Source organism: Aureivirga sp. CE67, assembly GCF_015767245.1.
Lineage (GTDB): Bacteria > Bacteroidota > Bacteroidia > Flavobacteriales > Flavobacteriaceae > Aureivirga.
This window is the reverse complement of record NZ_JADOTV010000033.1, coordinates 1-23,317: the sequence shown is the minus strand read 5'-3', so window position 1 is coordinate 23,317 and position 23,317 is coordinate 1. Positions and strand designations below refer to the sequence as shown.

The following is a 23,317-nucleotide window of genomic DNA, read 5'->3' as shown; positions in this document are numbered from 1 at the left end:
TGAGAAAGCCTTTTTCTACTTGTAAAATATATAAAACTATCTTCGAATCAGACTAAAGTGTCCTTTCTTAGAATATGTTTTCGTTGTTATAGTTCCATCTGCTGTTCCTGATTTCTTCACAACTTCTAAAGTAAACCAATAATCAGACGATGGAAGTGGATTTCCTTGTTCATTTAATCCATTCCAACCTTCATCATTTTTATGAATTCTTGTGATTAATTTTCCATAACGATCATAAATAAAAATCGATGCAGAAATAACACTATCATTATTCAATCCTTGGATTCCCCAAGTATCATGAACTCCATCGTTATTTGGTGTAAAATATTTCGGGAAATCAATTACTCCAAATGGAATCATTGGGTTTTCACATCCTCCTCCTAGAACATTTCTAATTAAAAGAACATAATCTCCTCCTGGAACATCTGTAAATACTGGTGCTGTTTGCCAAGTATTTCCTTCATCAATTGAAAATTCATATTCTCCTAAGTTTAAACTTGTAGTATTAATTGCAATGGTATTACTTCCAAAACCGTCTACATAACCTGAAACTACAATATCATCAGCAGTAAGATTTGCAATATAAGAAGCTACAACTTCAATTGTATGCACTTCGCTTTCACAAGTTTTGATCGGATCTTGCCCAATTGCTTTTACAGTATAAGTACCTGCTTCGCTTACTAAAATAGATTCTGTATTAGCATCTAAAACAGTTCCGTTTAAAGTCCATTCATAAACAAATTCTCCTGTTGGGTTGTAAACTGAAATTTCAGTCTCTATTTGTCCATTTTCAGGATTTTCAACCAAACAAATAACTTCTTCATCATTTGTTTCAAAAATTGGAGTTTCTACAACTACAATCTCTATAAAAGTAATTGCGATACAACTTGTTTCAATACTTTGAACATTTGCCCAAACCATTTTTGAAGTACTTTCGTAATTCGAATCTGAAATTGGATTTTCCATATTGATTGCATCTTCTTCTGACTCGTAATAAGTAATCGTAACCTCATCTAACGAAGGTGTAGTAACAAAATTCAATTGTGTAAAATCAAAAGTTGCAATTCCATCAAATCCACATTCTGCATATACAACTGGAATATCTGATACTTTTGGACTATCTCCTAATTTTACAACTAAAGAATCTACATTTACACATCCTGTATTTAAATCTTTGATTCTAACATAAAGTGTTGTTCCTACTGGATCTACAACTATCGGATTCACAATTTGCGCAAAACTATTTGCTTCTGCTTCCGATTCTGTAAAGTAATATTTCACTTCAAAAGAACTTGGATTTTCAAATAAATCTAAAGTAATATCACTTACATTAATTGTTGTTTCCTCAAAACCTGGAATCTCACAGAAATGATATTCGTCTTGATCAATTTCTGGAAGTTCATTTACTTTTAATTCTAAAGGAATCACAACATAACAATTTAACTCTGTATGATCATTTTCAACTTTGATATAAACAGTTGTTGAAGCTGTAATATAAGTATTGATATCCGTTATTTCTGAAGTTAAACTTTCATTTTCGTAATATTCAAATACAATTCCTGAAGCATTTTGTCCAGATAAAATCTCTTCTTCTTTATCTTGTAAATTGAAAATAGCAACACCATCCATATCGTCATCACATTGCTCTAAAGCAGTTGGATTCAGTTCAACTAATGGAAGTGGTTCTACAATTAAAGTTAAAGTTGACGTTGCAAAACATCCTGTAGTTTGGTTTTCTACACGAACATAAAGTTCTTGCGCATCTTGAATTACATTTACATAATTTGTAAAATCTGGAATATCTGTAACATCTGTTTCTGCATTCAGCATCGTTGTATGATAAGTTACAATCATTCCTAATTGATCATCTAAATAATGTGTGTCTTTTACAGTTAAATCAAAAACATTAAATCCATCAAAATCATCATCACAAATAATTAATGGATCTTTTGCATCTCCGATACTTGGTCTTTCATTTACAATTAAATCAAAGCTTTCAATGATAAAACATCCTCCTGTATTTTCAATACGAATCCAGATTGTTTGTTGGTCTGCAATTGCATTTACAAATGGTGAATTCATATCAATAGGATTATCTTTATTCGTAGCATCTGCTTCGCTCTGATACATCGAAATGATTAAATCAGGTTGTGTCGCTAAAATTCCATCTCTTACAATTGTTAAATCAAAAATCTCTTGTCCATTTTCATTTCCATCACAAAGAACTAAATCTTCGATTTCTTCAATTTCCGGTTTTTCTGCAACAATTAAGTTCAGAGGTTTTACGATAAAACATCCTGTATCTATATTTTCAAAACGAACATAAATTGTAGATGCAACTGAATAATAATTTAGAGGTAAATCTAATTCTCCAGACATCGCATTTTGTTCCGTAATATGATAAGTAACCTCTACTCCTTCTTCTTCATTATAGATTTCTGTTGCTTCTGATAAATCAAAGTGTGCAAAGCCATCCGAATCATCATCACATTCTTCAATATATTCCAGATCTTTCGCCACCGGAAGTGGATTTACAACTAAATCTAAAACTACATAAGAACTACATCCTGTTTCTGCATTTGTAACTACAGCGTAAACAGCTTGCGTTCCAGCAGTCAAATTCGTATAAGGAACTAATTTATTAATAATTGGTCCATCTTCAGAATTTTCGTGATACACAACTTCTCCTGTTGTTCCTCCTAAAATCTCTGCATCTTTTTGGTATAATAAAAATGAATTTACGAATCCATTTGTATCATTTCCATCTTCATCATTATCACAAAATTCCATTGGCGTTGGTTGTACTAAAACTGGATTTGCATTTACAAAAACAGTTAATGGAACTACGTTTGCACAATTTGTAGCTTCATATTCTGCACGAACCCAAATTGTTTGTGGGTTTACATCATTGATGAAACTTGTTGGATTTGTAATGTAACCTGTTCCAACTTCTGTGTTAGTAACATCTCCTTCTTTCGCAGCATCTTCTGTGTAATAATATTCAAAATTGATTCCTGTTTCTGCAACAATTTCATTTTCTCTTATCGTTAAATCAAAAGCTGTAAATCCATCTGCTGTAGTATCATCACATTTTTCTATTGTTTCAACTTCTTCAACTGTTGGCGTAGTGTTTACAATTAATTCTAAAGAAACAATATCTGTACATCCTGTAATTTCATTACGAACTAAAGCATATACTGTTTGATTGTTGATATCAATATTTGCATAATTTTCTGGGGTATCAATCGCATTCTCGAAAACTAATTCTTCTGCATCAATTAATTCTTCAAAATAAGTAACCGAAACTTGTCCTAAAGCATAAGTGATTTCTGAGTTTTTTAATGTTAAATCAAACTCTACAAATCCATCATTATTTTGATCACAAACCTCCAAAGGTGTTGGGTTCGTAGAAGCTGGAGAATTGGTGATTTCTACATTCATTGTTGTAATATCAAAACAATGTGTGAAATTATTCTCAATTCTTACATAAACCTCAAAAGTATTTGGTTGTGTATTGTTGATATAAGGTGAAACGATTGCATTTGTCCCAGAAATCGCTTCAGACTCTTGGTGGTAATATGTAACCGAATATCCTGGAGTATTAAACGTGTGATAGTTATCTGCATTGGATAAATAAATTGATGTAATTCCATCATTGATATCATCATCACAAACAATAAAATCATAAACATCTGGAATGGTAGGCTGCGGATTTACTTGAATATTAAACGGCGTTACACTTGTACATCCTGTCACATCGTTTTTAAGATGTGCATAAATCGTCTGAATTGGTGTAACCGTATTTTCAAAAGTAGTCGGATTCGTGATGAAAGCTGAAGAAGTTTCATCTCCGATATTTGCTTCGTTTAAATCGGTGTAATAAGTAATCGTAATTCCTAACTGACTATTTAAAATTTGTTCATTTGCTAAGGTTAAATCAAATGGAACAGATCCATCTCCATCATCACATCCTTGTAAATTCTCTACTTCATTGATCAATGGTTTTGGATGCGTAATTACATAAAAACTAGAAATTCTTGAACATTCTACTAAAGTTGAATTTGCTTTAATCCAAATTTGAGAAACATTCACTTCTGGGTTTTGATAATTTACAATAGCATCTCCACTTAATTCATTAACGTTTACCAAAGCATCATCTTCAGACTCGAAATATTGGAAAGTATAATTTGTAACATCCACTTCTAGAGCAAAAACAGTTGGCTCTACATCTGTAAGATTGAATAAAGAATATCCATCAAAATCTTCATCACAGTTTTCAAGATTTGGAATTTCCATAAAAGGAACTGATTCTACAATCAAATCAATTTCTACTGTAATTCCACAAAGAGTTTCTTGATTTTGTAAGAAAGCATATACTTTTTTCGTTTCCGAATTATAATTTACAATATCTGCAATAGGAGCCGTTGTAGGAATCTCTGTACTATTTGGAGCTAAACCTTCAAAAAATCCTAAGTTTATAACATTTTCATTTATACCAATTACGGCTGTTTCTAAAGTAGATAAATCAAAAGTTGCAAAACCATCAAAAATTGGCGCATCACAAGAATAAATCAATAAATCTTCTGCTGGTAATGTTGGTAAAGGATTGATCACTAATCCAATCTTATTTACAGCAAAACAATCCGTATTTGTATTTCTTAATCTTGTATAAACATTATTTGAATCTCCTTCATTTATTTTATATTCAGCAAAATTTGCAATGAAAAGATCTGAAGTTTCATCTCCTGCAACCGCAGCATCTTCTGTTTGGTAATATGTAATTTCAATATCTGTTTGTCCTTGTAAAAGATCTGCATTTGCGTCTTGTAAATCATAAGTTCCAAATCCATCAATATCTGCACAAGATTCTAAATTAGTAACAATATGAATTTCTGGTAAAGGATTTACGATTAAATTAAACTTTGTAAAAGCAGAACAAATTTCTCCAATCGGATTTTCTGTTTCAACTCTTACCCAAACTTCATCGTTTGTAGCAAATTCATTTGTAAAGTTTGCTAAATCTGCAACAGGAATTTCGTTTGTATCTGCATTTGCATCTGTTTCATTATTGAAGTATTTAATTGTAAAAGCAGTAGAACTTACCGTTAAAACTTCATTTTGTTTTGTTGTTAAATCAAAAGAAACAAATCCATCGTAATTATCATCACATAAAATATAATCTGTAATATCTAAATTAATTGGAATGTTTTCCACATTTAAAGAAACATCTGCTCTATTTGTACAACCTCCAACTGCATCTTCCACTACAATATAAATTGTTTTTGTTCCTGAAAGATAATCTGCAACAGTAGTAATTAATCCTTGTGGTTCGAACTGTGCTGTTGTATTATTATAAACTATTGACTCATAAAATTCCGCTGTCAAACCAGTTGTTCCTGATAAAATATCATCTTTGATTGTAATTAAATCAAAAAGCGCTTGGTTGTCATAAGGAATATTATCACATGAATAATAATCGTATTTATTTTCTAAATCTGGCGAAGGTAGTACTTCAATATCAAAAGTTCCTTGATTTTTACATCCAGTAACTTTATCTGTTAATTCAAAATGTAATGTTTTACTTCCACTTAAATAGGAATTTGGGTAATTAATTTTATTAGAATCATCTGGAATTCCTGTATGATAAGTCACATCATATAAATCTCCATTTGTAAGTTCTGTTGTTAAATTCGGAAGATTCCAACGAATTAAATCATCTCCATTATCATCACAAATAACAATAGGATCAATCACAGCAACTGTTGGTAAAACTCCAACTTGAATATTAAATGTAACTGTATTCGAACATCCAGAAATATTATCGATAACTTCAGCTACAATTTCTTCTCCATCAGTAGCTGCATACATTGGCGTTGTAATTGGATTTCCTGCTGAAGAAAATAAAATAGCAACATCTTCGCTATCATTAATTTCTTCTTTTAAAGCTTCTAAATCAAACTCTGTAACGTCTTCACATAAAAACAAACTTGCAGCATCTGGAAGATTTGCTTCAGGAATTTCAGAAACTTGTAATTCTAAAGGAACAACTGATGGACAAAGCGCATCAATTACAATTCCACTTCCTGGTTTTGGCACAACATTTATAAATACAGTTTGAGGGTTTGAAGTATTGATAAATGTGTTTGGATTTAAAATCTCATTTTCTAAAGTTTCTTCTAAATAATAAGAAATGAAAAAGTCGGTTTCATCTGCTCCATTTAATAAATCCGTCATCGTTTGCGCATTCATCAAATCAAACATTTCTTCTCCTTCTGGGTTGGTTGGAGAAACAGTATCACATCCGATAATTGGTGGAATTACTGTTGCAATATCAGATTGAATTAAAACTAAATCAAAAGTTGCAGTTTTAAAACAATCAACTGTACCATTTCCACTAATATGCGAAGCTTTTGCCCAAATAGTAACTGGTGTTGCAGAAGTAACATTAAATTCTGTAATTGCATTCGCAGGATCTAACATTGCATCTTCACTTTCAAAATAAGTAATATATACATCCGCTGGATCATTTGCTCCACTTATTTCGTCATGTTTTGTTGTTAAATCAAAAGTAAAATCTAACTCATGATTACAAACTACATAGTCCGTAACATCTTCTTCAATTTCAATTTCTGGAACAAAATGAATTGTAATTTCATTTGATTCCTTACAAATATCATTATATAAATAATTTACTCGATATTTTCCATTTTCAAAAACTTCAATCGTTGGTTGCATAGAAGCTGGTACTTCTTCCCAAGTATCTGTTCCTTCATCATACTTTTCCCATGAGTAAGTTCCATCAGCATTTAAATCATCTCCTCCAATGATATAACTTTCTCCTTCACAAGCAAACTTCGTAATCTCTTCGATTTCTGGTTTCTTTAAAATAAAACCTCCTCCTTCTAACATTACAAAAGAATCATAAGCATAATCCGAAGCATCTGCAACTACCAACTTTAAATGGTAGGTATTTCCTGGAGTAAGACCATTAATTTCAGCAGTCATCGGAACTGTAGTTCCTCCAGTATTCAAAGATTGGTATTCTGTTGTATAATAATCAATATTGCTATCTACTCCAAATCCCGGACTTGAATTCGCACAAGTTTTATCGTGAATAGTTGTTACTTTTACTGGAATGTTTGTTTCTGGTACTAAAGCAATATTGATTCCTCCTAAATCTACTTCGATATCTGGAGTTGAAGCTTTCGAATCGTGGTTATAAAACATCGAATTCGGAATATCATCTCCACTTAAAATAAAAGCAAAAGTATCTGCAAAATTTCCACATGGGAAAGAATTGTTTGAATACTCATTCGAACCGAAAATATAACGGAAAGATGTACTTTCTGAAGGAGCTATGAAATCAAATTCAAAACTTGTAGCATTTTTAATTTTGATGTTTGGATTTTCAATTAATTTTTCCAAATCAACATCGGAAACACTTTCCCAATCTCCTCCTCCTTCACTATTCGGATAAAATGTTTGGTTTCCTACACGGTAAGCATTTCCTGTGGTTAGGATAATTCCATCTTCAAAAGGAAAATCTACACCATCTGGTCTTTGGAAATAACCATAATTCTTTTTTTGTGGTTGGTTCGGGCCGTAATCTGGGTTTACAACGGTTGATATGGAATTAATATCCACACAATCTCCATCTATAAAAACCTGTTCTACCAACTCCTCTAAACTAAGCAATTCGTAATTATTTGGGGAACTATCAGCATTAATCTCAATTTTTTGAGAAAAAACATTACTGAATACAAATAAAAACAATAATTTTATTATTATTTTATTATTCATTTGTGGTTAATTATTATATATTGGTAGTACAAATGTATTAAAAGCTTCTATTTTAATATTAATTTTAAGTCATTTTTTAATTATATTTTTAATGTATTTATAATCAATTGATAACAATTTTAAACTATAATTATATTTTTAAGTTAAATCACAAACAAACACCTCAAAAACAATTAATTACAAGTAAAACAACTTTAAATATCATAAAAACGCTATTTATAATAATTATAGAATTAATGACAAATATCATCCATCTGAAACTCATTTTAAAAACAAAAATTTACTCGCTATTTTTTAAAGTCAGCATAATTTTATCCTTAAAGATTCTATTTTGAAATGGATTTGATATGAGTCCTCTCTTTAAAATATTTGAATGAAGTAAATTAAAAATCAATATCGTAATTATTAATTTATAAATGAAAATAATCACATTTGATAGTATCGCAATTTTTGAATATTTATTTTTATATACAAAACCAATTATACTTAAAACTAAAGGAATAAACATATCTAATTAACTTATAATAAAACTCTTAGCAACTTAAATATTAAATACTACGATTCAAATATTTCAAAAATTCATTTTGATATTGTTCAGTTTCAAATCTATAAATTTTAGAATTTTCACCTTCTCCTAAAACCCAATTATAAAACTTAGTACTTTTTTCAATTTTAGCACCAATTCCTCCACAGTTTAAATCTCCACATCGACAACCATAAAACAAAGTAATTTCCTCATTAAATTCTCTGTATAAATTCTCAAATCTATCTTCTTCAATTTCTATATATTTTTCTATGAATTCTCTTGTCTCTCTTTTCGTTTTGAATTTTAAAAAAAATGAAATCATAATCAAATCAGTCTCTTTACAGAATGCCCCTAAGAATCCAATATTATCATCGAAAAAACTCTCTGAATTATCTTTATTCCAAAATATTCTCCCTATTTCATTTATCAAACATTTATCAAACATTTATCATCAACATAAAATTCGTAAAAATTTCGATTCATCATGGGATTATTTACGCCATTAAATTCAAGTCTTTTTATGTTATCGTATTCTTTTATTTTTAAAACACTTATAGTTTCTTTTTTATAATTTTCTTCCAATTATATTATTTATTTTACGATAGTTTTTCATAGTTTTATCAAATCATTCAACTTTTCATAAAAATCTTTACCTTCACCTTTAAATATTCCAACTATAATTCCATTTGAATTAATTATTAATTTGGTCGGAAATCCTTCTACAGCATATTTTACAGAAACATCTTTATCTAGTTTTTCATTATTTATTAGATTTTTCCATTTTAAATCGTGTTTATTAATTGTTTTTTTCCATTTATTTTCTGTATCATTACATGCAATACCAATAATTTCAATTTTATCTTTAAACTGTTCATATTTTTCTTTCATTTTTGGAAAACCTGAAATACATGGTGTACACCAACTACCCCAAAAATCAAGAACCGTATAATCTTTCTTTGAAAAATCTACTGTATAAATTTCACCATCAATAGATTTTAAAGCAAATTGAGGTGCTTTTTTACCTATAACAATTTTAGATTCTGCTTCTTTAATTCTAGTGTATTTTTTAAACATAATAAATCGATCATTCAATAGATTCTTAAATGCACTTTCTTTTACAGAACTATCCAAATATTCAAAATATTTACCCAATGTATCAAGGGGTTGCCTTGTCAAATAATAAGCAGAAAGTTCTTCATCAAGATTATTTTTGATATAATCCAATTGAAAACTTCTTACCTCAGCTCTATAATTATTCCGTTTTTTAGACAATGAATTAATTCTATCTCTGCTTGCATTATGAAATCTTAAAGAATCAATTTCTAATTCAATTTTTGATTTATCAATCAATGAATTAAGGTATTTATTTCTATTCTTAATATACATTTCGTTTATATTTGAACCTTTCACTTCATAGTTCAACTGCAAATCATCAAGTTTCCCATTAATTGAAATTTTATCATTTGGATTTAACACAAGTAGAATTGATTTTTCAAATGGTCTAAATGGAGATTTATCCAACCTATAATATTCTGATTTTTTAGGTGTCACTACGGTAATTAAGGTTTCTTTAATTGGTAAATCATAAGAAACCTTTCCATTTTCAGAATAGATTGTATCTAAAATTGGGTCTTCTTCAATATTTGATAGCAGATAATTTTCTACATAAATTGTGTCATTCCCAATACCTGAAATATTAAGTTCTAAATTATTTTTTTGTGTGCAGGATAAAAATCCAAACATAATAATAACAATAATTGAATAGTTTAATTTCGTTCTCATAGTTTATTTTGTGTGTTTATTATTTTTGATAATTATTTCACTTTAACCTCAACCAAAGACTTAAAACCCTTAAAATTAAATCTTTCATCTTCTTCAATATAAGCTTCAAGTGGATATTTTAATTTCCAATATATTACATCTTCAGTTTTAATATAATCTTCTTTGTTTTTCCAGATAAATAAAGAATAATGATTACCTCTTAGTTGTACAACTCCTAAATCTAAATTATCTGACTGAATTTTTAGAATTGTGGTGTTTTGTTGAGTTTGAAAAACTAATATTGAATTTGCTGCAATTGTATGTTGACTAAAAATAAAAGTTTTTGTTTTTGAATCGTATTTAAGATAATTATTTGAATGTGCTCGAAAAGGATAGGTTAATAATTTGATTTCCCCATTCTTAAATTCTTCAATCGAGACAGTATCATTTTCCTCAGAAACAAGTTGAAATTTCACCTCATAAGTCCAACTTTTCTGAGCAAAAAGTATCGATGAAGAAAATATAAATAAAAATCCTATTATTAACCTTAGATTCATTTTTTCAATTAATATCGTTTTGTTTTAATTTTTTATAAGCTTTTCCAAATCCTAGAGTATCCGTAGTAATCGTTTCCCAAAAAAAATAATTATTCTTATCCTTTCCATAAGCTATTCTTCCTTCAACTTCAATATTAACTCCTTCAAAAGATTCTAAATCCGCTTTTTCAACTATTCCATGACGTGTATCAAAAACATGATTTTTGTCTTTTGCATAAATAGAATTATTTAAAACCTTAAAAGATTCTCTATCTGCAATTTCGAGTTCGATTAATAACCTTCCATCGCTAGTATTATACCAAGCAAAAATAAAATTATCATCAATCAACCATTCGTCATAATTTTGTACAGTTTCTATATCTAACTTTTCAGGAAGTGGATGATAAACCTTTCCTATATCCTCAGTAAATGTTTCATAAACAAGAGTACTATCAGTTAAATCTCTATAAATATTAAACTTCACATGTTCAAATTTTTTATTTTTTTCATTGCAAGATATTAGACATGCGACAACAACAAAGTATGTAAAGATTTTTTTCATTTAATATTACTTATAATAATTTAAAATCATTTTTGATTTAAATATATTTTTTCAAATTCCTCTCCAGTTTCACAATTTATTGGATTAATATAAGTAATCATTCCAATTTTTGATTTTAAATGAGCTTTTAATTTCTTCAAATATTTATTCTCTTTTTCTTCAGTAACTTCAACTGTTAAACTTACAATCATTTCATTACTTTTTAAAATGTGCACTCCAACCATAATTTTATCAGGATTATTTTCATATTTATTCCAATAAAAAACTTGAGAAATATTTTCATTTTCTAAATAATAATTGAGCATTTGTTCTTCAGACTCAAAAACAAAATCATCCTCCTCAGGTTTTCCAACGTAATCAGAGTCTAGTTTTTCATATTCTGGAATGAACTCATTTAGGACGGAATTTATTGTTTCCAGAGACTTATTCTTCACTAAAACCTGGAATACAACATCATGTAATTCATTTTTCATTCTTTAATTTTTATAGCTTTTTTTAATTCATATCCAAAGAATAAATCACCTCATCACATTTTGAACAACTAATTTTAAAGTAAGATGTAGATTCAACTCTTATTTCTTTTATTATATTATTATAATCAAAATGATTCAATCACTCACTTTAAAGAAACAAGAACTATTTTTTCACTTCATATATACCCAATTCTTTATTCCATTGTAACTTATCTTTATTATTATCCCAAAAATTAATCCACCAATCGTACCCTTTTGTTTCATCAATTTTCTCTTCACCAGAAAGCATTTTCAAATAACCAAAAGTATAAGTATCAGGGTTACAATATTGAGCAGGTGAACTTTTGTCTGAAGGCATTTTATCTAATTCATAAACATTTCTCAAACATTTTTTTATGATCTTTGTTTTTTTAGAATTCTCTTTAAGCGAAATAATCAGTGCCTCATAAGCTTTTAAACTAGTTATTTCTTTTATTTTTAAATTTTCAAGCTCTTTAATTTCGAATTCTGACACTTCTTTACCAGATAAATAATCCAACCATTTATTTTTAAGTGTTTCAAGTTCTGACTTAGTGGGATTAATAGTTACATATCCAAAATTTTTTCCTGTCAGATTTTGTAGAATTTGATTTGCTCTCCCCGCAACTTTATACAAATCATTATCTATTACCAATCCTTTACCTTCAAAAATGATATCTCCACTACTTATTCTATCCCAAATTATCAGCCTACTCGTTCCTTTTAATTTTGTTTCTTTTTCATTAGTTATCTGATTCGCAATTTTCTTTTGATATTCTATATCATTTTGATAATTATTTATGGAAGAATTTAGTGTAAGAAATATTTCGCTCCAATAAACATCTTTTAAATTTTTCTCCACTAATTCTTCTGGAGATAATTTTTGTGCCTTATCATACATTTCTTTAGTATAATTCTCAATATTTCTTTGACTCCAAGAAAGAAGTAAACTTTGAGAATAAGAAATATTTAGCATTGAAATCATGAAGATTGTTGTCAAGAGTTTTTTCATAGTTTTTTGTTTTAGTTATTAATTTTTTATTGTCTTTTTAATTTAAATATTCTTCAATTATATTTTTATCATTTTCAAGTTCGTAATAAAAATCATTATATCTATTAGCTATTGTTTTTCCACAAACCTTTAATCGCAAAGTATCTTTCTTCATATTCAACCTCACAACATATTTTGCTTTACATTTCATTAATCCTCTTTTTTTGAGTTTATCAAAATCGCTAAGAAATTTTTCTTTCTGAGAATTATCCAACTTGATTTCTTCAACAATTCCACCCAACATTGGATGCTCAATTTCTACCAAATCAATTGAGACAACCTCTGAATTTTCAAATTCTCTATCAAATATTTCTGTTCTAACACTAGAAGCAGGTTTATCTTTTTCTGAAATATTTCCACATGCTATAAGGACAAGGGAAAAAAGTATAATTATACTTAGTTTTTTCATATGTGTTTTTTTAGTTTTTCCAAGAGTAAGAAACACTCATAAATATTTAGAACAATTAAGTCTTGTTTAATTTTCTGATTATTTTACTTTTTCAAGAATCAAACTTGAAAGATCAGTATAATTATCCAATTCTGTTGGAATTAAAATCTTTTGATTTTTTGTCTTAATAAGCAATCCTTTTTTCATTGATTTATAACTTTCAACCTTATCAAAATCAATATTTATAGATTTCCCAATAGACGTTTTTCTTTCAATACCTGTATCTGATATTCGATAAACATTATGCTTCAGAGCCTCTGCGCCTTTCTTCATTCCAATAAAAATCCCGATGGATAAAGCAACCAAACTTATCGAAAGTGTCAGAACTAAAACTAGTGAATTTCCAAACACCTCTCCTTGACCTCGTAAATTTGCAATATATAATCCAAAAACAATTGCAATCAAAATTGTTGGTATTCTAGAAATTGTTCTGGTTTTCATCATTTTTTTAGCATTCTCTTCAGAAAATCTATATTCTTTCATATTATATTTTTTTATAATTTATTTTTAAATTTTATTGAACAAATAGAGAATTTTCTCACAAAATTCAATTTTTTCATAAAACTAACCTTTTTCACATAAAAACATTAATTTTTAAGCACATTTTAAACTAAATAATTACAATTAAAGAAAATAAAATTCACCACTCTATTTATGCTCCAATTTCAACTTTTCTGTTTCAAAAAGTATCTTAATGAATTGATTACTAGAAGGTGTTTTCATTTTAGTTTTCTTTAATAGTTCATCTAAATTTTGAATTCAATGAATTATCGAAACTTTAACTACTCATTTTTATTTATCAGTAATTAAATTTATTTCTATCTGTCCTCCAAGTCCACAAGATATCATATAAGCGAAATATTTTCCATCTTTTAATTTTGTCAAATCAAATATCGGAGGACATTGTGAAGTCGAAATTTCACTCTTTTGAATTATATCTTTTTCTTCTGGAATAACTTGTTTTTCAGATAATGTTACAGTTGTTGAAGTACCTCCACAAGGCATTATTAAAAACCATTTCTCATTGTTTTTTGGTCTTTTTAAAGTTAAAGGCTCACACTTTTTTTCTCCTATTTCACAAGCTTCCCAATAATCAAAATCTATGTAAGATAATTTCACTTCTTCAATTCCTTTTTTCGCATCATAATCAGGAAAAATATAATAGTCTTTAGTTTTAGTCTCACCAGTATATTTTTTTAAATTCAGAAGTACTGTATCTGGTGCATTTTTATATTCATTATAAAAATAATAACCAACCTGAATAGTATCATTTGTAACATTTCCTTTAATAGCTTTAATAATTTCATATTTAGCTATGTATATTTTACTTCCTTTTCCAGGTGACACTAATTTTGCAATTACTTGAATTGTTTCATCGTTTGCTTGTCCAAATGAGAAAATGGAAAAAAGCAATCCTAAAATTGTTAATGTTATTTTCATATAATGCAATTTGTTTTAAATATCATTCAATGTAAATAATTTATCCGATTGAATTTACCTCAATAGTACTTTGATATTCTGTATAATCTCTTTTTTCCAATATTTTTTTTTAATTAAAAATCGTTGGGTAACTACAACATTTATTATCCTTTTTTATATCGTTTAAATTCTGGATTTAAAACACCCTCCAATTCAGTGAAATTATATTTCAAAGTATTTGAAGTAATGGAAATTGGCGTTCCATACATTTTCATGTTTGTTTTCATCAATCTTTTTTTAAAAATATTTTGTACATTTTCAACATATTTATTAGGATCTATTAAATCAATCATAATAAATTTTTCGGTAGCTATTTCCTCACTTCTAATTTGAAAAATATCTTCCCATTTAATTAATCCAACACTTGAAGCATTTGTATTATCTGTTATTCCAATGGAATCAATTTTCAATCCTGATTTTGTGTCAAAAAGTTTAATTAATCCGTAAACTCCAGTTGCACCAAAAAAAATGATTGCAATAATTCCAATAAAATTCATTGGCATAAAACAAACCCCAGCTACAAATAGAAAAGAACCCAAGGTCAACAATAGTATTTTAATTTTATTTAACGGTATTTTGATTTCAGTATTCATTTTCAATTATAAAATAGCTTGATTAAAGGTAAAAACATATTGCATTTACACTCATTTTTTTATTATTTTTTTGTTGTTTAGGATTATTACAGTTTATTAAACCTTTTCCTAGTAACTATAAAATCCAACTTTACTTAGTTGTACTTTTTTATTTTTTTTATCAAAACCAAATATAAAATCAACTCGATTTTCAAGACGAACACAAATTTGACCAGAAAAAGTTAAAACTTTATTAAATTCCCATTTAATATTTTCCAAAAACAAAATTTCAAGAAAATTATTGAACTGAATTTCGATCAACTTTTTCTTTTTTAAATTAGAAAATAAAAAAGATTTATCAGGAGAAATAGTCCACATATAAAGCATCTTATTTTTAAAATAAAGTTGAAAATCTTGCTCTGAAACAATAATAGTATCTTCAGTCTTTTGAGAAATATAAAGAGACAAGTTGGTTTTATTTTCTATTTCATTTATGGTTTCACCAATAAAAATTTCTTTTCCATTAATTACAATATATTTTTCAGTTAAAATATAATTTATATTCATTTTTTATTTTCCACTAGTTAATTTATTCATACTTCTCAACTATTTCTCCTTTAACTGTCACCTCAATACTATTTTCGTTTACTTTTAAATACCCTTTATTTTCTAATTTCTCTATTCTATTTCTTAAAATATTTGGTTCTCGTCCAATGACATTACCATCATCAAAAATGTATTTAGTTAACTTTTTAAGATTTTCAAAGTAACATATATGATCCGTTTCTAGGATATTTTTTATTTCACAAATTATATGGCAATCAAAGACATCAATATCTCCGAGGCCATATATTTCAACTCTTCCATTTCCTTTTTCAGTGCTTTTTAGAAATTCTAATAATTTATTAAGTGAATAAATTATCTGATCCATCTTACACGCAAAATGATTTAGAATTAAATTTCTACCTAAAATTTTCACTTTCCATGCACTCCTTCCGAAACCATTTGGATCTGCATCTTGATGATAATTTTCAATCAAATCTAAAAGTTCATCAGTAAGAATATCAATCGCTTTTTTTAACTCCTCTCCTTCTATTGTTTCTTCTCCATAAAATCCAATGTTTTTATTGTATAGATAATTAAACTTTTGAATCTTTAAATCCAAATACCTTGACAAATAGAATTCTTTACCACACAACACTTTTCCTCTGCTAATATTATTTTTATATACTAATAAATTCATCTTTATTCAAACTATTATTTTACATATAATTATATTTTAATCTCTCCCAAATCTATAGTAATCTCAGTTAAACCATTAGGTTCTTTTATTCCTTTAAATTTTAAATTTGCAATAGGAATTTTCTTAAACTGTATCTTTTCTTCGCCATTTTCTTCAATAGTTTTTATCCAAACTGGAATAAAATCTCTATTATTTTTATATAATTCAATCAACTGATCGGGTGTATAAACAGAAGTTAAGTGAGATCTCATAATAAAGTTTATTTCAGCACCTTTTAATTTACTTTCATTAAAAATAGATTTAGATGATTCTTTTACATCTTCAGTATGAAAGTAATAAGTTGTAGGCAGTTTAATTTTAAATTCCTTACCAGAAGTAGATTTAATAGATCCTTGATATTTTAATTCGTAAACACCGCAAGCTTGTCCAAAAGAGGTTTGAATAAATAAAAATATTATTGATAAAGCTAAAGTTATTTTCATAGATTATAATTTTATAATACAGACTCAACTGTATTGTTAAACATTAGATTGAAGTTTAATTTTTTAATTCTAATTCATTTATATATTTATCAACCCTCTTCCAATTTTTAGTATTTTCTTTATTATATGGTTTTACTTTCATGAAATAATGGCTATAATAATTTACTTCTACAGTTCTTTTTCTATAACCTAAAGCACCTAAATCTTTTAATTGATATTCAACTCGTACAGAATTATCTTCACTATTTTCATACAAAATCATTTGTGTTTTCCATGATTCAGATAAAAATAATATTTTCAAAAATCCTATTTTAATTATAATAATTATTGGTAAAACAGATAATATCAAACTCAAAATTTTTAGATTCATCTTCTTAATTAAAAACAAATTCGATATCAAAATTGTTGGAGAAATAAATAAAAATCCATAATAAATACTTTTTTTCAATAGTTCATTTTTCATTTCGAAATCAAAATAAATATCTAAAAAAAATAAACTAACGATCAATAAATAAATAACACTCAGAATTATAACAAGTTTCTTTTTCATTTTATTTTTTGTTTTTATTAATATTTAACTTACTAAAAATCAGTCGAGAGATTATAACTAAAACACATTTCTAGTCTCTCCAACAATGTAAACTTAATAATTTATAGTAATATTTTACAATTCCTAAATTTCCAAACCAAAACCTTTTAAATCTCAACCTTAAACTATTCAATGGCATACATTTTTACTTAAATATTTTGGATTTAGTATTTCGTTTTTATAATCTTCTTCTTTAAAAAAAGGCCAAAACTCTTTTTCTCCAAGCTTGTTTTTCTCTATTGCATTTTTTGTTTTATTCACAGGAAAATTCAAAGTCAATAGATTATAAATTTCTTTTATAAAGTTTCTTTGTTCTGATTTCCATTCATATTCTAGTTCTGATTTTAAAAATAAAATAAATCTTTTCACTACAATTTCATTTTCAGAAGTTATTTTATGTTTCCCAACATTTAAATGTTCTTTTAAATCACTATAAGCATTCCAAAAATCTTTACAAAACTCTCTAACAGACTCATCTTCTGAACTATCTAATAAACCAGTATTATCAATAAACTCAAAATTAGTTATTTGACCTGAAACATAATGTCTTAAATTTTCAGCTAATAAATTTCTATCTTTTCTGTTCATTTTTTTCATTTGTCAATTATAAGGTTTCTCTTTCTGTGTTAAAACCACTTAAAAAAGAATCTTTCTTCATTGTCTAGTTTTATTCTATTTCACATATCGAATCAGCTAACTTTTCTATTTCTTCAATTTCATGATCCCAATAAAAAACCGCATCCGTCAACACTCTATTATCATTATGCATTAAAAAAGCTATATTTCCATAACCGTCACCACCTATAGCTATTGCATTTTCCGGAAAATTATTCCAGCTTCTAGCATTTTTAGTTTCCAATCCTATATGATTACATGTTCTACTAATTCTTTTTTTATCTGATTTGTCAAAAAAAGGAAATAATTGAATTTCAATTTCTTCAAAGTATAACACTCCTCCATTTTCCTTTCTCATTTTATTTTTAAAACTCTCTGGAAATTTAACATTCAATGCTAACTCTGTTTCAATAATATATTTTTCTTCAACTCGAAAAGGCATTTTTTATTTTCTTTAAAATTTTCATTTTCAAATAGTTTGTAGTTTACTCTATAACTAGTTTGATTAAACTTTTCCCTTCTTCTGACAAATAAGTTTCATTATAAACTCTTTTTCCAATAATAGATTTTAACGCTTGCAAATCTTCTAAATCTCCACCAAATAATAGTTTCATTTTTCTGTTTGTTAAATCAACTAAAATTTCTTCCTCAATGTCTACGCAAAATTTATCCAATATATCTTCCAACGGATACTGGTTTCCATCTTCTTTTTCTAGATCAATTTCAATTGGCATTAAATGCCCTGTATATTCTTCTTCAATACTTAAATCGATATAAATTCCCTCTTCAATTAATTGAAATTTTGATTTATCTTTTAATTCCTCTAATTCGAATAATTTTATATTTTTCATGAATTAATTTTCTTTATTTAACCGTTGCATTTAATTCTGAGTTAATATTTCATCTACTTCCTCTTTCAATCCATTTTCTTGATATTGAATAATCTTTATCTTAGTATTCTTGATTTCAATCTCATCTACAATTCCATAAATTTGACCTATTCCACGATTCCAATGTTTTGGTAAATTTACTTTTTGTGTTTTTTGACTGTCAGTATCGATTATTATTAAACTTAAAGATTCATCATTATTTTGTTCAACAGCAACATATAAATTCGGATTGTCAGTTTTGTAATTTACGTATTTGATACCAGGATAATATTCAATAGGCGTTATGATTGGTTTTTCCGATTCTGTATTAAAAATCAATACATATCTACAATTTGTTCCACAACCATTTATTAGAGCAAAACTTTTTTCTGTAATCCACTCTATTTGATTTGTGAATGGTATTCCGAGTATTTCGTATTCTTTCGCTTTTAAATCAATTCTATGATTTTGGTTTTTGTTTCCAAATTCAGCTGTTAGATTTTGCCAATCATTTTCTGGTTTTGAATAGATCTTCAAAAATTTATCATTTGAAATAGTATCAAGCCAAAAAATGGTATCATTATTCTTGATTAGTTTAGTTTTGGTTTCTGTTTTTTCTAAATTCAAGATTTTCTTTTTTTGACTAAACCCAAAAAATGTCAGAATGATCAATATTAATGGTATTTTTTTCATATTCTTAGCAATACTTCTATAACAAAAATTATTTTTTTTAAAATTATACATAACGGACTAGCATACTCGGTAATTGAAGATTACTAAAGTATTTCTTCTAACAATTTTTCAAACCAGCACTTTATTATGAAGTGTAACTTTAAGGTTTTCTATTATTTCGATTCCTTTTTTATCAATTCCTTTTATTAGTTCTGAATCTTCTTTATCATCTCCATTTAAAAATTCAATTCTCAAATTTCGTTTATCGATTTCTACTTTTTTCAATTTATCTAATGGAACTTTATAAATTTTTCCAAACTCCCTTCTCATTAAATTATATAATATCAATCCAATTGTAAAAACAATCAGCACTGTAATTATTTTAGAATAAAAATCATTACCAACCCTAGAGCTAACAATACCTAAAATAACTTCTAAAAAAAGAGATAATATATACCATAAATACTGCATTTTAGGATTAACTTTTACTTCTTTTGTTTTTTCATTAATATCTTTTATTTCACTCCAATTCCCAGTATTTGTTAAATAAAAATTTTCAGAATCTATATTTACAAAACCATCTCTATATCTAAACCAATTTTTCATTCTTTCTTTTTAACGTTTATTTTTATTTTACATTATTCTATCGAATGGAATAACACCTTTTTCTTTAAGTTTCTTTTGCAATTTTTCTTGATAATTGTGAGCAAAAACTTCTTTTTCATCAGTTGGAATTGAAAAATATACTTTTTCTAATTCTTCCACTTTATTATTGTATTCATCATCTAAAATATTCCATTGATCATATAATGGATTTGTTTCAGAAGTATCGTCATCACTTATCTTCGAATCAATACTATCTAGTTCAGATTTAAGCTCGCTTAATGGTCGCTTTACAACTTCTAAATAATGAACATAATGTCCAAACTCATGAATTAATGTTCTATATAATTGTGTATTTCTTGTTGCATTTAAATCAAATTCTGCAACATAATTCCTTTTATCTTCATGAAAAACATGCCCGTCCTCCTTTAATCTTTCTAATTCTTTTTGATCATCAATTCTAAGTTTCTTGCTCCATTTTATCTTTTTATCACTACTTTGAGCCTCAAGAATTACAGCAGGATAAAAGTCGTTTTCAAATTCATAAAAATAAATCAGTCTTCCCCAAACAGAAGATTTTATTTCCTCTTTTCTTTTAGGTTGTCTTAAAATGATCAATCTCAAGTCACCATAATCCGTTTTTGGTATATTTTTAATTATTTCGCTAATATCTTTTATACTACAAGCGTGAACGGAATCTTTTCGCGTTTCTTCTGTGATAAAGACAAATTCATGACCGTTTATTGTTGTATAGTCAGTTGAATAGTTTTCAAGTCGTTCATAAAACGCTAGAAACGGTTTCAAAGGTCTTGGTATTACAAAAGAATTATTCTGTCCAAAACCTTGTTTAGCTGTTCCAATATTTCTATTTCTTCTAGTCGGATTATACATTTTTCAATTCTTATTATGGCTTATATTCTGAATCTAAATTAATTTATTATCAAAAATTTTGATTAATAATATTCATAATGTGCGTAATGAAATTCTTGCGCTCTTCTTAAATAAAAATTGTCTGTGATTAACTTATCAAGTTCATCAACTATTTTATAAAGCTTTTTAGTTCGTTTATTTTTTTCTTTTCCGAGAGTATAAAAATCAATTTTACTTTCGTCTCTTATGAGTTGTTTTAATGATTTGATATAAAGATTTTTTTGTTTTGAAATATCATAAGTCTTTTCAATATCATTTTTATCTTTTGGAAGTAAATAAATTGAATATTCAGCATAACCTAAAATCCTTTTATGTTGATGTCCAAAATATGTTCCTCCATACTGGAAATGCCCAAATAATGAATTTATTTTTAGATAAATATCAATAAGTTTTTTTCGCTCTTTTTCATATTTCTGTTCACCATTTTTTTGCTTTAAAAAATAAGCATACAATATATAGTAAGTATCTTGTCCTGCTTCACTCCCAAATTCTCCATAATTATTTTCGTTAAAATATAATTGGTCAGGATTAATAGGAAACCTCGCAAAAAATTCTGGATGATTATTTTTTATTTTATCAAATTCCTTTTTTGAATATATCAGAGTATCTTTTAGTTCTGTTGTTATTAATACAGAATCTTGCTGTGTTTCTTTTTTTAAATCATCTTCAATTTTAGGAAGAGTATCTAGTTCTGTAGTTGTAGTCTTATCAATTTTTTCAGCTTTATTGTTACAACTTAAAAGCACAAGTGCTAATATTAATATGTGTAGTATTGATTTCATATAATTTTTTTAATGTTTCGGTATAGTTTATAAGTTTCTATAAAATTCTATGTTTTAAAATAATCTGAATAAGTACATTTTCGCTGTAAATCGTTTTTATTCATCCAACAAATGCCAGTATATAATCTCCTTCTACAGATGCACGATTAAATAGGTTTTGCAAGGAATCAAATCCTTCTTCAAGATGTCGTTTATTAAACGCTTGATCAGGAACCTCATCATCCTTCCAAATTCCAGGATAAATACCATTTTCGTTCAATTCTTTCGAATCATAATTTGCCATAAAATCAACTTTTTCTATACTATTCAGAAGTTCTTTAAGCTCTTCAACAAATTTTGGAGCTAAATATCTTATTAGTTTATTTTCAAAAATTAAATCATCTTCCAAATTATCAAAATTACGAGATTCATAATCAACACCCTCCCCTACATAATCAGAAGGATAAAATATTTGAATAACCCTCTCTTTGAATTCATCAATTACAGATTTGGCTAAAACAAATAATAGACCTTCAAAATTTTGATCAAAAATCTCATTTTCTTCGGTCATGTCTATTTTAAAATATGATGGATCGCCCTCTATTTGTTTAAACACTGGTTTCTTAACTCGATATAAAGCAGCACATTGTCCCATTTTTTCTTTTTTAACTTATAATAGTTTTTCTATATTAATTTATATCGATGATCATGCTTACAATTTATTAATATTTCTACTTCTTGCTTAGTACTTTTCTCAATATTATCTTTCAATTCATTCAATATTTTTTCAGCTTTCGGATATTTAATTTCATCATTAAAAAATATTAAAATCCCTACTGGCTCAAAATCAAAAGTAAATTCATCCTTATCAATTTTATAATATGTCCAATCTCCTCTTTCTTCAATTTCACAAGAAAACAATTTTGGAGTAAGAACTTCAATCCATTTATCATTAGATATCTCAAAGTCATCTCCAAACTCTACGATTCCTTTTCTTCTAATTACACATTCAAAGTCTTTTCCGATCCAATCTTTCATTTCAGGTTTTTCATTCAAAAACTGATTCAATCTTTCTAAGTCTTTTTTATTCTCTTTCTCAAATTCCTCTTCACAAAATTCTTCTGTATTATTTTTACTAGTTTTTGTTAAACTATAATTTTCTTCAGATTCTTGAAGAATAGTATTTTTAAAATTCTTCGATATGTTAAACATTATCACGATTAAAATTGTATAAGATAAAAAAAGACTTCAAAAGGTTATAGTTTTGTTTCTACCAAAAAATAATCCTAAACCTCCGAAGTCTTGAGCAAATTTAATTCATTATTAA

At 27.1% G+C, this 23,317-nt stretch carries 24 protein-coding genes; all 24 read right to left on the bottom strand.

Annotated features, from left to right (window positions below; all coding sequences use genetic code 11):
* Positions 1 to 36: 36 nt before the first annotated feature.
* Positions 37 to 7,800 carry a T9SS type B sorting domain-containing protein gene (locus tag I0K12_RS21165; protein ID WP_196890184.1) on the bottom strand — a complete coding sequence of 2,588 codons (7,764 nt, stop codon included), beginning with the start codon at positions 7,798 to 7,800 and terminating at the stop codon, positions 37 to 39.
* 548 nt (positions 7,801 to 8,348) lie between these two features.
* Positions 8,349 to 8,771: a hypothetical protein gene (locus I0K12_RS21160; RefSeq protein ID WP_196890183.1), complete on the bottom strand. Its 423-nt coding sequence runs from the start codon at positions 8,769 to 8,771 to the stop codon at positions 8,349 to 8,351.
* A gap of 164 nt (positions 8,772 to 8,935) precedes the next feature.
* Positions 8,936 to 10,108, bottom strand: coding sequence for a TlpA family protein disulfide reductase (locus I0K12_RS21155; RefSeq protein WP_196890182.1), 1,173 nt, complete (start codon positions 10,106 to 10,108; stop codon positions 8,936 to 8,938).
* A 32-nt stretch (positions 10,109 to 10,140) separates the two neighbouring features.
* Positions 10,141 to 10,644 carry a hypothetical protein gene (locus tag I0K12_RS21150; RefSeq protein ID WP_196890181.1) on the bottom strand — a complete coding sequence of 168 codons (504 nt, stop codon included), beginning with the start codon at positions 10,642 to 10,644 and terminating at the stop codon, positions 10,141 to 10,143.
* Between the two features lie 4 nt (positions 10,645 to 10,648).
* Positions 10,649 to 11,107, bottom strand: coding sequence for a DKNYY domain-containing protein (locus tag I0K12_RS21145; protein ID WP_196890180.1), 459 nt, complete (start codon positions 11,105 to 11,107; stop codon positions 10,649 to 10,651).
* A gap of 104 nt (positions 11,108 to 11,211) precedes the next feature.
* A complete protein-coding gene (locus tag I0K12_RS21140; protein ID WP_196890179.1) occupies positions 11,212 to 11,658 on the bottom strand; it encodes a hypothetical protein in 447 nt (148 codons plus the stop codon).
* Between the two features lie 163 nt (positions 11,659 to 11,821).
* A complete protein-coding gene (locus tag I0K12_RS21135; RefSeq protein WP_231372827.1) occupies positions 11,822 to 12,688 on the bottom strand; it encodes a hypothetical protein in 867 nt (288 codons plus the stop codon).
* 37 nt (positions 12,689 to 12,725) lie between these two features.
* Positions 12,726 to 13,136: a hypothetical protein gene (locus tag I0K12_RS21130; RefSeq protein ID WP_196890178.1), complete on the bottom strand. Its 411-nt coding sequence runs from the start codon at positions 13,134 to 13,136 to the stop codon at positions 12,726 to 12,728.
* A gap of 78 nt (positions 13,137 to 13,214) precedes the next feature.
* Positions 13,215 to 13,658: a hypothetical protein gene (locus I0K12_RS21125; RefSeq protein WP_196890177.1), complete on the bottom strand. Its 444-nt coding sequence runs from the start codon at positions 13,656 to 13,658 to the stop codon at positions 13,215 to 13,217.
* 309 nt (positions 13,659 to 13,967) lie between these two features.
* The gene (locus tag I0K12_RS21120) at positions 13,968 to 14,615 is read right to left on the bottom strand and encodes a hypothetical protein (protein WP_196890176.1); all 648 of its coding nucleotides are present in this window, start codon (positions 14,613 to 14,615) and stop codon (positions 13,968 to 13,970) included.
* 143 nt (positions 14,616 to 14,758) lie between these two features.
* On the bottom strand, positions 14,759 to 15,247 hold the full coding sequence (locus I0K12_RS21115; RefSeq protein WP_196890175.1) for an STM3941 family protein: 489 nt from the start codon (positions 15,245 to 15,247) through the stop codon (positions 14,759 to 14,761).
* Positions 15,248 to 15,355: 108 nt separating this feature from the next.
* On the bottom strand, positions 15,356 to 15,793 hold the full coding sequence (locus I0K12_RS21110; protein WP_196890174.1) for a hypothetical protein: 438 nt from the start codon (positions 15,791 to 15,793) through the stop codon (positions 15,356 to 15,358).
* A gap of 22 nt (positions 15,794 to 15,815) precedes the next feature.
* Entirely contained in the window at positions 15,816 to 16,469 is a 654-nt protein-coding gene (locus I0K12_RS21105) for a hypothetical protein (RefSeq protein WP_196890173.1), read from the bottom strand.
* Positions 16,470 to 16,498: 29 nt separating this feature from the next.
* Positions 16,499 to 16,951 carry a hypothetical protein gene (locus tag I0K12_RS21100; RefSeq protein WP_196890172.1) on the bottom strand — a complete coding sequence of 151 codons (453 nt, stop codon included), beginning with the start codon at positions 16,949 to 16,951 and terminating at the stop codon, positions 16,499 to 16,501.
* 55 nt (positions 16,952 to 17,006) lie between these two features.
* A complete protein-coding gene (locus I0K12_RS21095) occupies positions 17,007 to 17,501 on the bottom strand; it encodes a hypothetical protein (protein WP_196890171.1) in 495 nt (164 codons plus the stop codon).
* Between the two features lie 168 nt (positions 17,502 to 17,669).
* Positions 17,670 to 18,128 carry a hypothetical protein gene (locus I0K12_RS21090; RefSeq protein ID WP_196890170.1) on the bottom strand — a complete coding sequence of 153 codons (459 nt, stop codon included), beginning with the start codon at positions 18,126 to 18,128 and terminating at the stop codon, positions 17,670 to 17,672.
* A 79-nt stretch (positions 18,129 to 18,207) separates the two neighbouring features.
* The gene (locus I0K12_RS21085) at positions 18,208 to 18,597 is read right to left on the bottom strand and encodes an SMI1/KNR4 family protein (protein WP_196890169.1); all 390 of its coding nucleotides are present in this window, start codon (positions 18,595 to 18,597) and stop codon (positions 18,208 to 18,210) included.
* A gap of 43 nt (positions 18,598 to 18,640) precedes the next feature.
* Complete coding sequence (locus I0K12_RS21080) at positions 18,641 to 19,006, bottom strand: hypothetical protein (RefSeq protein WP_196890168.1); 366 nt, start codon at positions 19,004 to 19,006, stop codon at positions 18,641 to 18,643.
* Between the two features lie 30 nt (positions 19,007 to 19,036).
* The gene (locus tag I0K12_RS21075; protein ID WP_196890167.1) at positions 19,037 to 19,651 is read right to left on the bottom strand and encodes a hypothetical protein; all 615 of its coding nucleotides are present in this window, start codon (positions 19,649 to 19,651) and stop codon (positions 19,037 to 19,039) included.
* Between the two features lie 174 nt (positions 19,652 to 19,825).
* Positions 19,826 to 20,302 carry a hypothetical protein gene (locus I0K12_RS21070; RefSeq protein ID WP_196890166.1) on the bottom strand — a complete coding sequence of 159 codons (477 nt, stop codon included), beginning with the start codon at positions 20,300 to 20,302 and terminating at the stop codon, positions 19,826 to 19,828.
* Between the two features lie 27 nt (positions 20,303 to 20,329).
* Positions 20,330 to 21,190 carry a hypothetical protein gene (locus I0K12_RS21065; protein ID WP_196890165.1) on the bottom strand — a complete coding sequence of 287 codons (861 nt, stop codon included), beginning with the start codon at positions 21,188 to 21,190 and terminating at the stop codon, positions 20,330 to 20,332.
* A 62-nt stretch (positions 21,191 to 21,252) separates the two neighbouring features.
* A complete protein-coding gene (locus I0K12_RS21060) occupies positions 21,253 to 22,011 on the bottom strand; it encodes a hypothetical protein (protein WP_196890164.1) in 759 nt (252 codons plus the stop codon).
* Between the two features lie 100 nt (positions 22,012 to 22,111).
* Positions 22,112 to 22,645 (bottom strand): DUF1877 family protein, encoded by a 534-nt coding sequence (locus tag I0K12_RS21055; protein WP_231372826.1) that lies wholly within the window; start codon positions 22,643 to 22,645, stop codon positions 22,112 to 22,114.
* Positions 22,646 to 22,674: 29 nt separating this feature from the next.
* Positions 22,675 to 23,202 (bottom strand): hypothetical protein, encoded by a 528-nt coding sequence (locus I0K12_RS21050; protein WP_196890163.1) that lies wholly within the window; start codon positions 23,200 to 23,202, stop codon positions 22,675 to 22,677.
* Between the last annotated feature and the right edge of the window lie 115 nt (positions 23,203 to 23,317).

Bases quoted from the DNA above. Each gene is read 5' to 3' on its own strand.
- I0K12_RS21165 (WP_196890184.1), bottom strand. From the start codon at position 7,800: ATGAATAATAAAATAATAATAAAATTATTGTTTTTATTTGTATTCAGT.
- I0K12_RS21160 (WP_196890183.1), bottom strand. From the start codon at position 8,771: ATGTTTGATAAATGTTTGATAAATGAAATAGGGAGAATATTTTGGAAT.
- I0K12_RS21155 (WP_196890182.1), bottom strand. From the start codon at position 10,108: ATGAGAACGAAATTAAACTATTCAATTATTGTTATTATTATGTTTGGA.
- I0K12_RS21150 (WP_196890181.1), bottom strand. From the start codon at position 10,644: ATGAATCTAAGGTTAATAATAGGATTTTTATTTATATTTTCTTCATCG.
- I0K12_RS21140 (WP_196890179.1), bottom strand. From the start codon at position 11,658: ATGAAAAATGAATTACATGATGTTGTATTCCAGGTTTTAGTGAAGAAT.
- I0K12_RS21135 (WP_231372827.1), bottom strand. From the start codon at position 12,688: ATGAAAAAACTCTTGACAACAATCTTCATGATTTCAATGCTAAATATT.
- I0K12_RS21130 (WP_196890178.1), bottom strand. From the start codon at position 13,136: ATGAAAAAACTAAGTATAATTATACTTTTTTCCCTTGTCCTTATAGCA.
- I0K12_RS21125 (WP_196890177.1), bottom strand. From the start codon at position 13,658: ATGAAAGAATATAGATTTTCTGAAGAGAATGCTAAAAAAATGATGAAA.
- I0K12_RS21120 (WP_196890176.1), bottom strand. From the start codon at position 14,615: ATGAAAATAACATTAACAATTTTAGGATTGCTTTTTTCCATTTTCTCA.
- I0K12_RS21115 (WP_196890175.1), bottom strand. From the start codon at position 15,247: ATGAATACTGAAATCAAAATACCGTTAAATAAAATTAAAATACTATTG.
- I0K12_RS21110 (WP_196890174.1), bottom strand. From the start codon at position 15,793: ATGAATATAAATTATATTTTAACTGAAAAATATATTGTAATTAATGGA.
- I0K12_RS21105 (WP_196890173.1), bottom strand. From the start codon at position 16,469: ATGAATTTATTAGTATATAAAAATAATATTAGCAGAGGAAAAGTGTTG.
- I0K12_RS21100 (WP_196890172.1), bottom strand. From the start codon at position 16,951: ATGAAAATAACTTTAGCTTTATCAATAATATTTTTATTTATTCAAACC.
- I0K12_RS21095 (WP_196890171.1), bottom strand. From the start codon at position 17,501: ATGAAAAAGAAACTTGTTATAATTCTGAGTGTTATTTATTTATTGATC.
- I0K12_RS21090 (WP_196890170.1), bottom strand. From the start codon at position 18,128: ATGAACAGAAAAGATAGAAATTTATTAGCTGAAAATTTAAGACATTAT.
- I0K12_RS21085 (WP_196890169.1), bottom strand. From the start codon at position 18,597: ATGCCTTTTCGAGTTGAAGAAAAATATATTATTGAAACAGAGTTAGCA.
- I0K12_RS21080 (WP_196890168.1), bottom strand. From the start codon at position 19,006: ATGAAAAATATAAAATTATTCGAATTAGAGGAATTAAAAGATAAATCA.
- I0K12_RS21070 (WP_196890166.1), bottom strand. From the start codon at position 20,302: ATGAAAAATTGGTTTAGATATAGAGATGGTTTTGTAAATATAGATTCT.
- I0K12_RS21065 (WP_196890165.1), bottom strand. From the start codon at position 21,190: ATGTATAATCCGACTAGAAGAAATAGAAATATTGGAACAGCTAAACAA.
- I0K12_RS21060 (WP_196890164.1), bottom strand. From the start codon at position 22,011: ATGAAATCAATACTACACATATTAATATTAGCACTTGTGCTTTTAAGT.
- I0K12_RS21055 (WP_231372826.1), bottom strand. From the start codon at position 22,645: ATGGGACAATGTGCTGCTTTATATCGAGTTAAGAAACCAGTGTTTAAA.
- I0K12_RS21050 (WP_196890163.1), bottom strand. From the start codon at position 23,202: ATGTTTAACATATCGAAGAATTTTAAAAATACTATTCTTCAAGAATCT.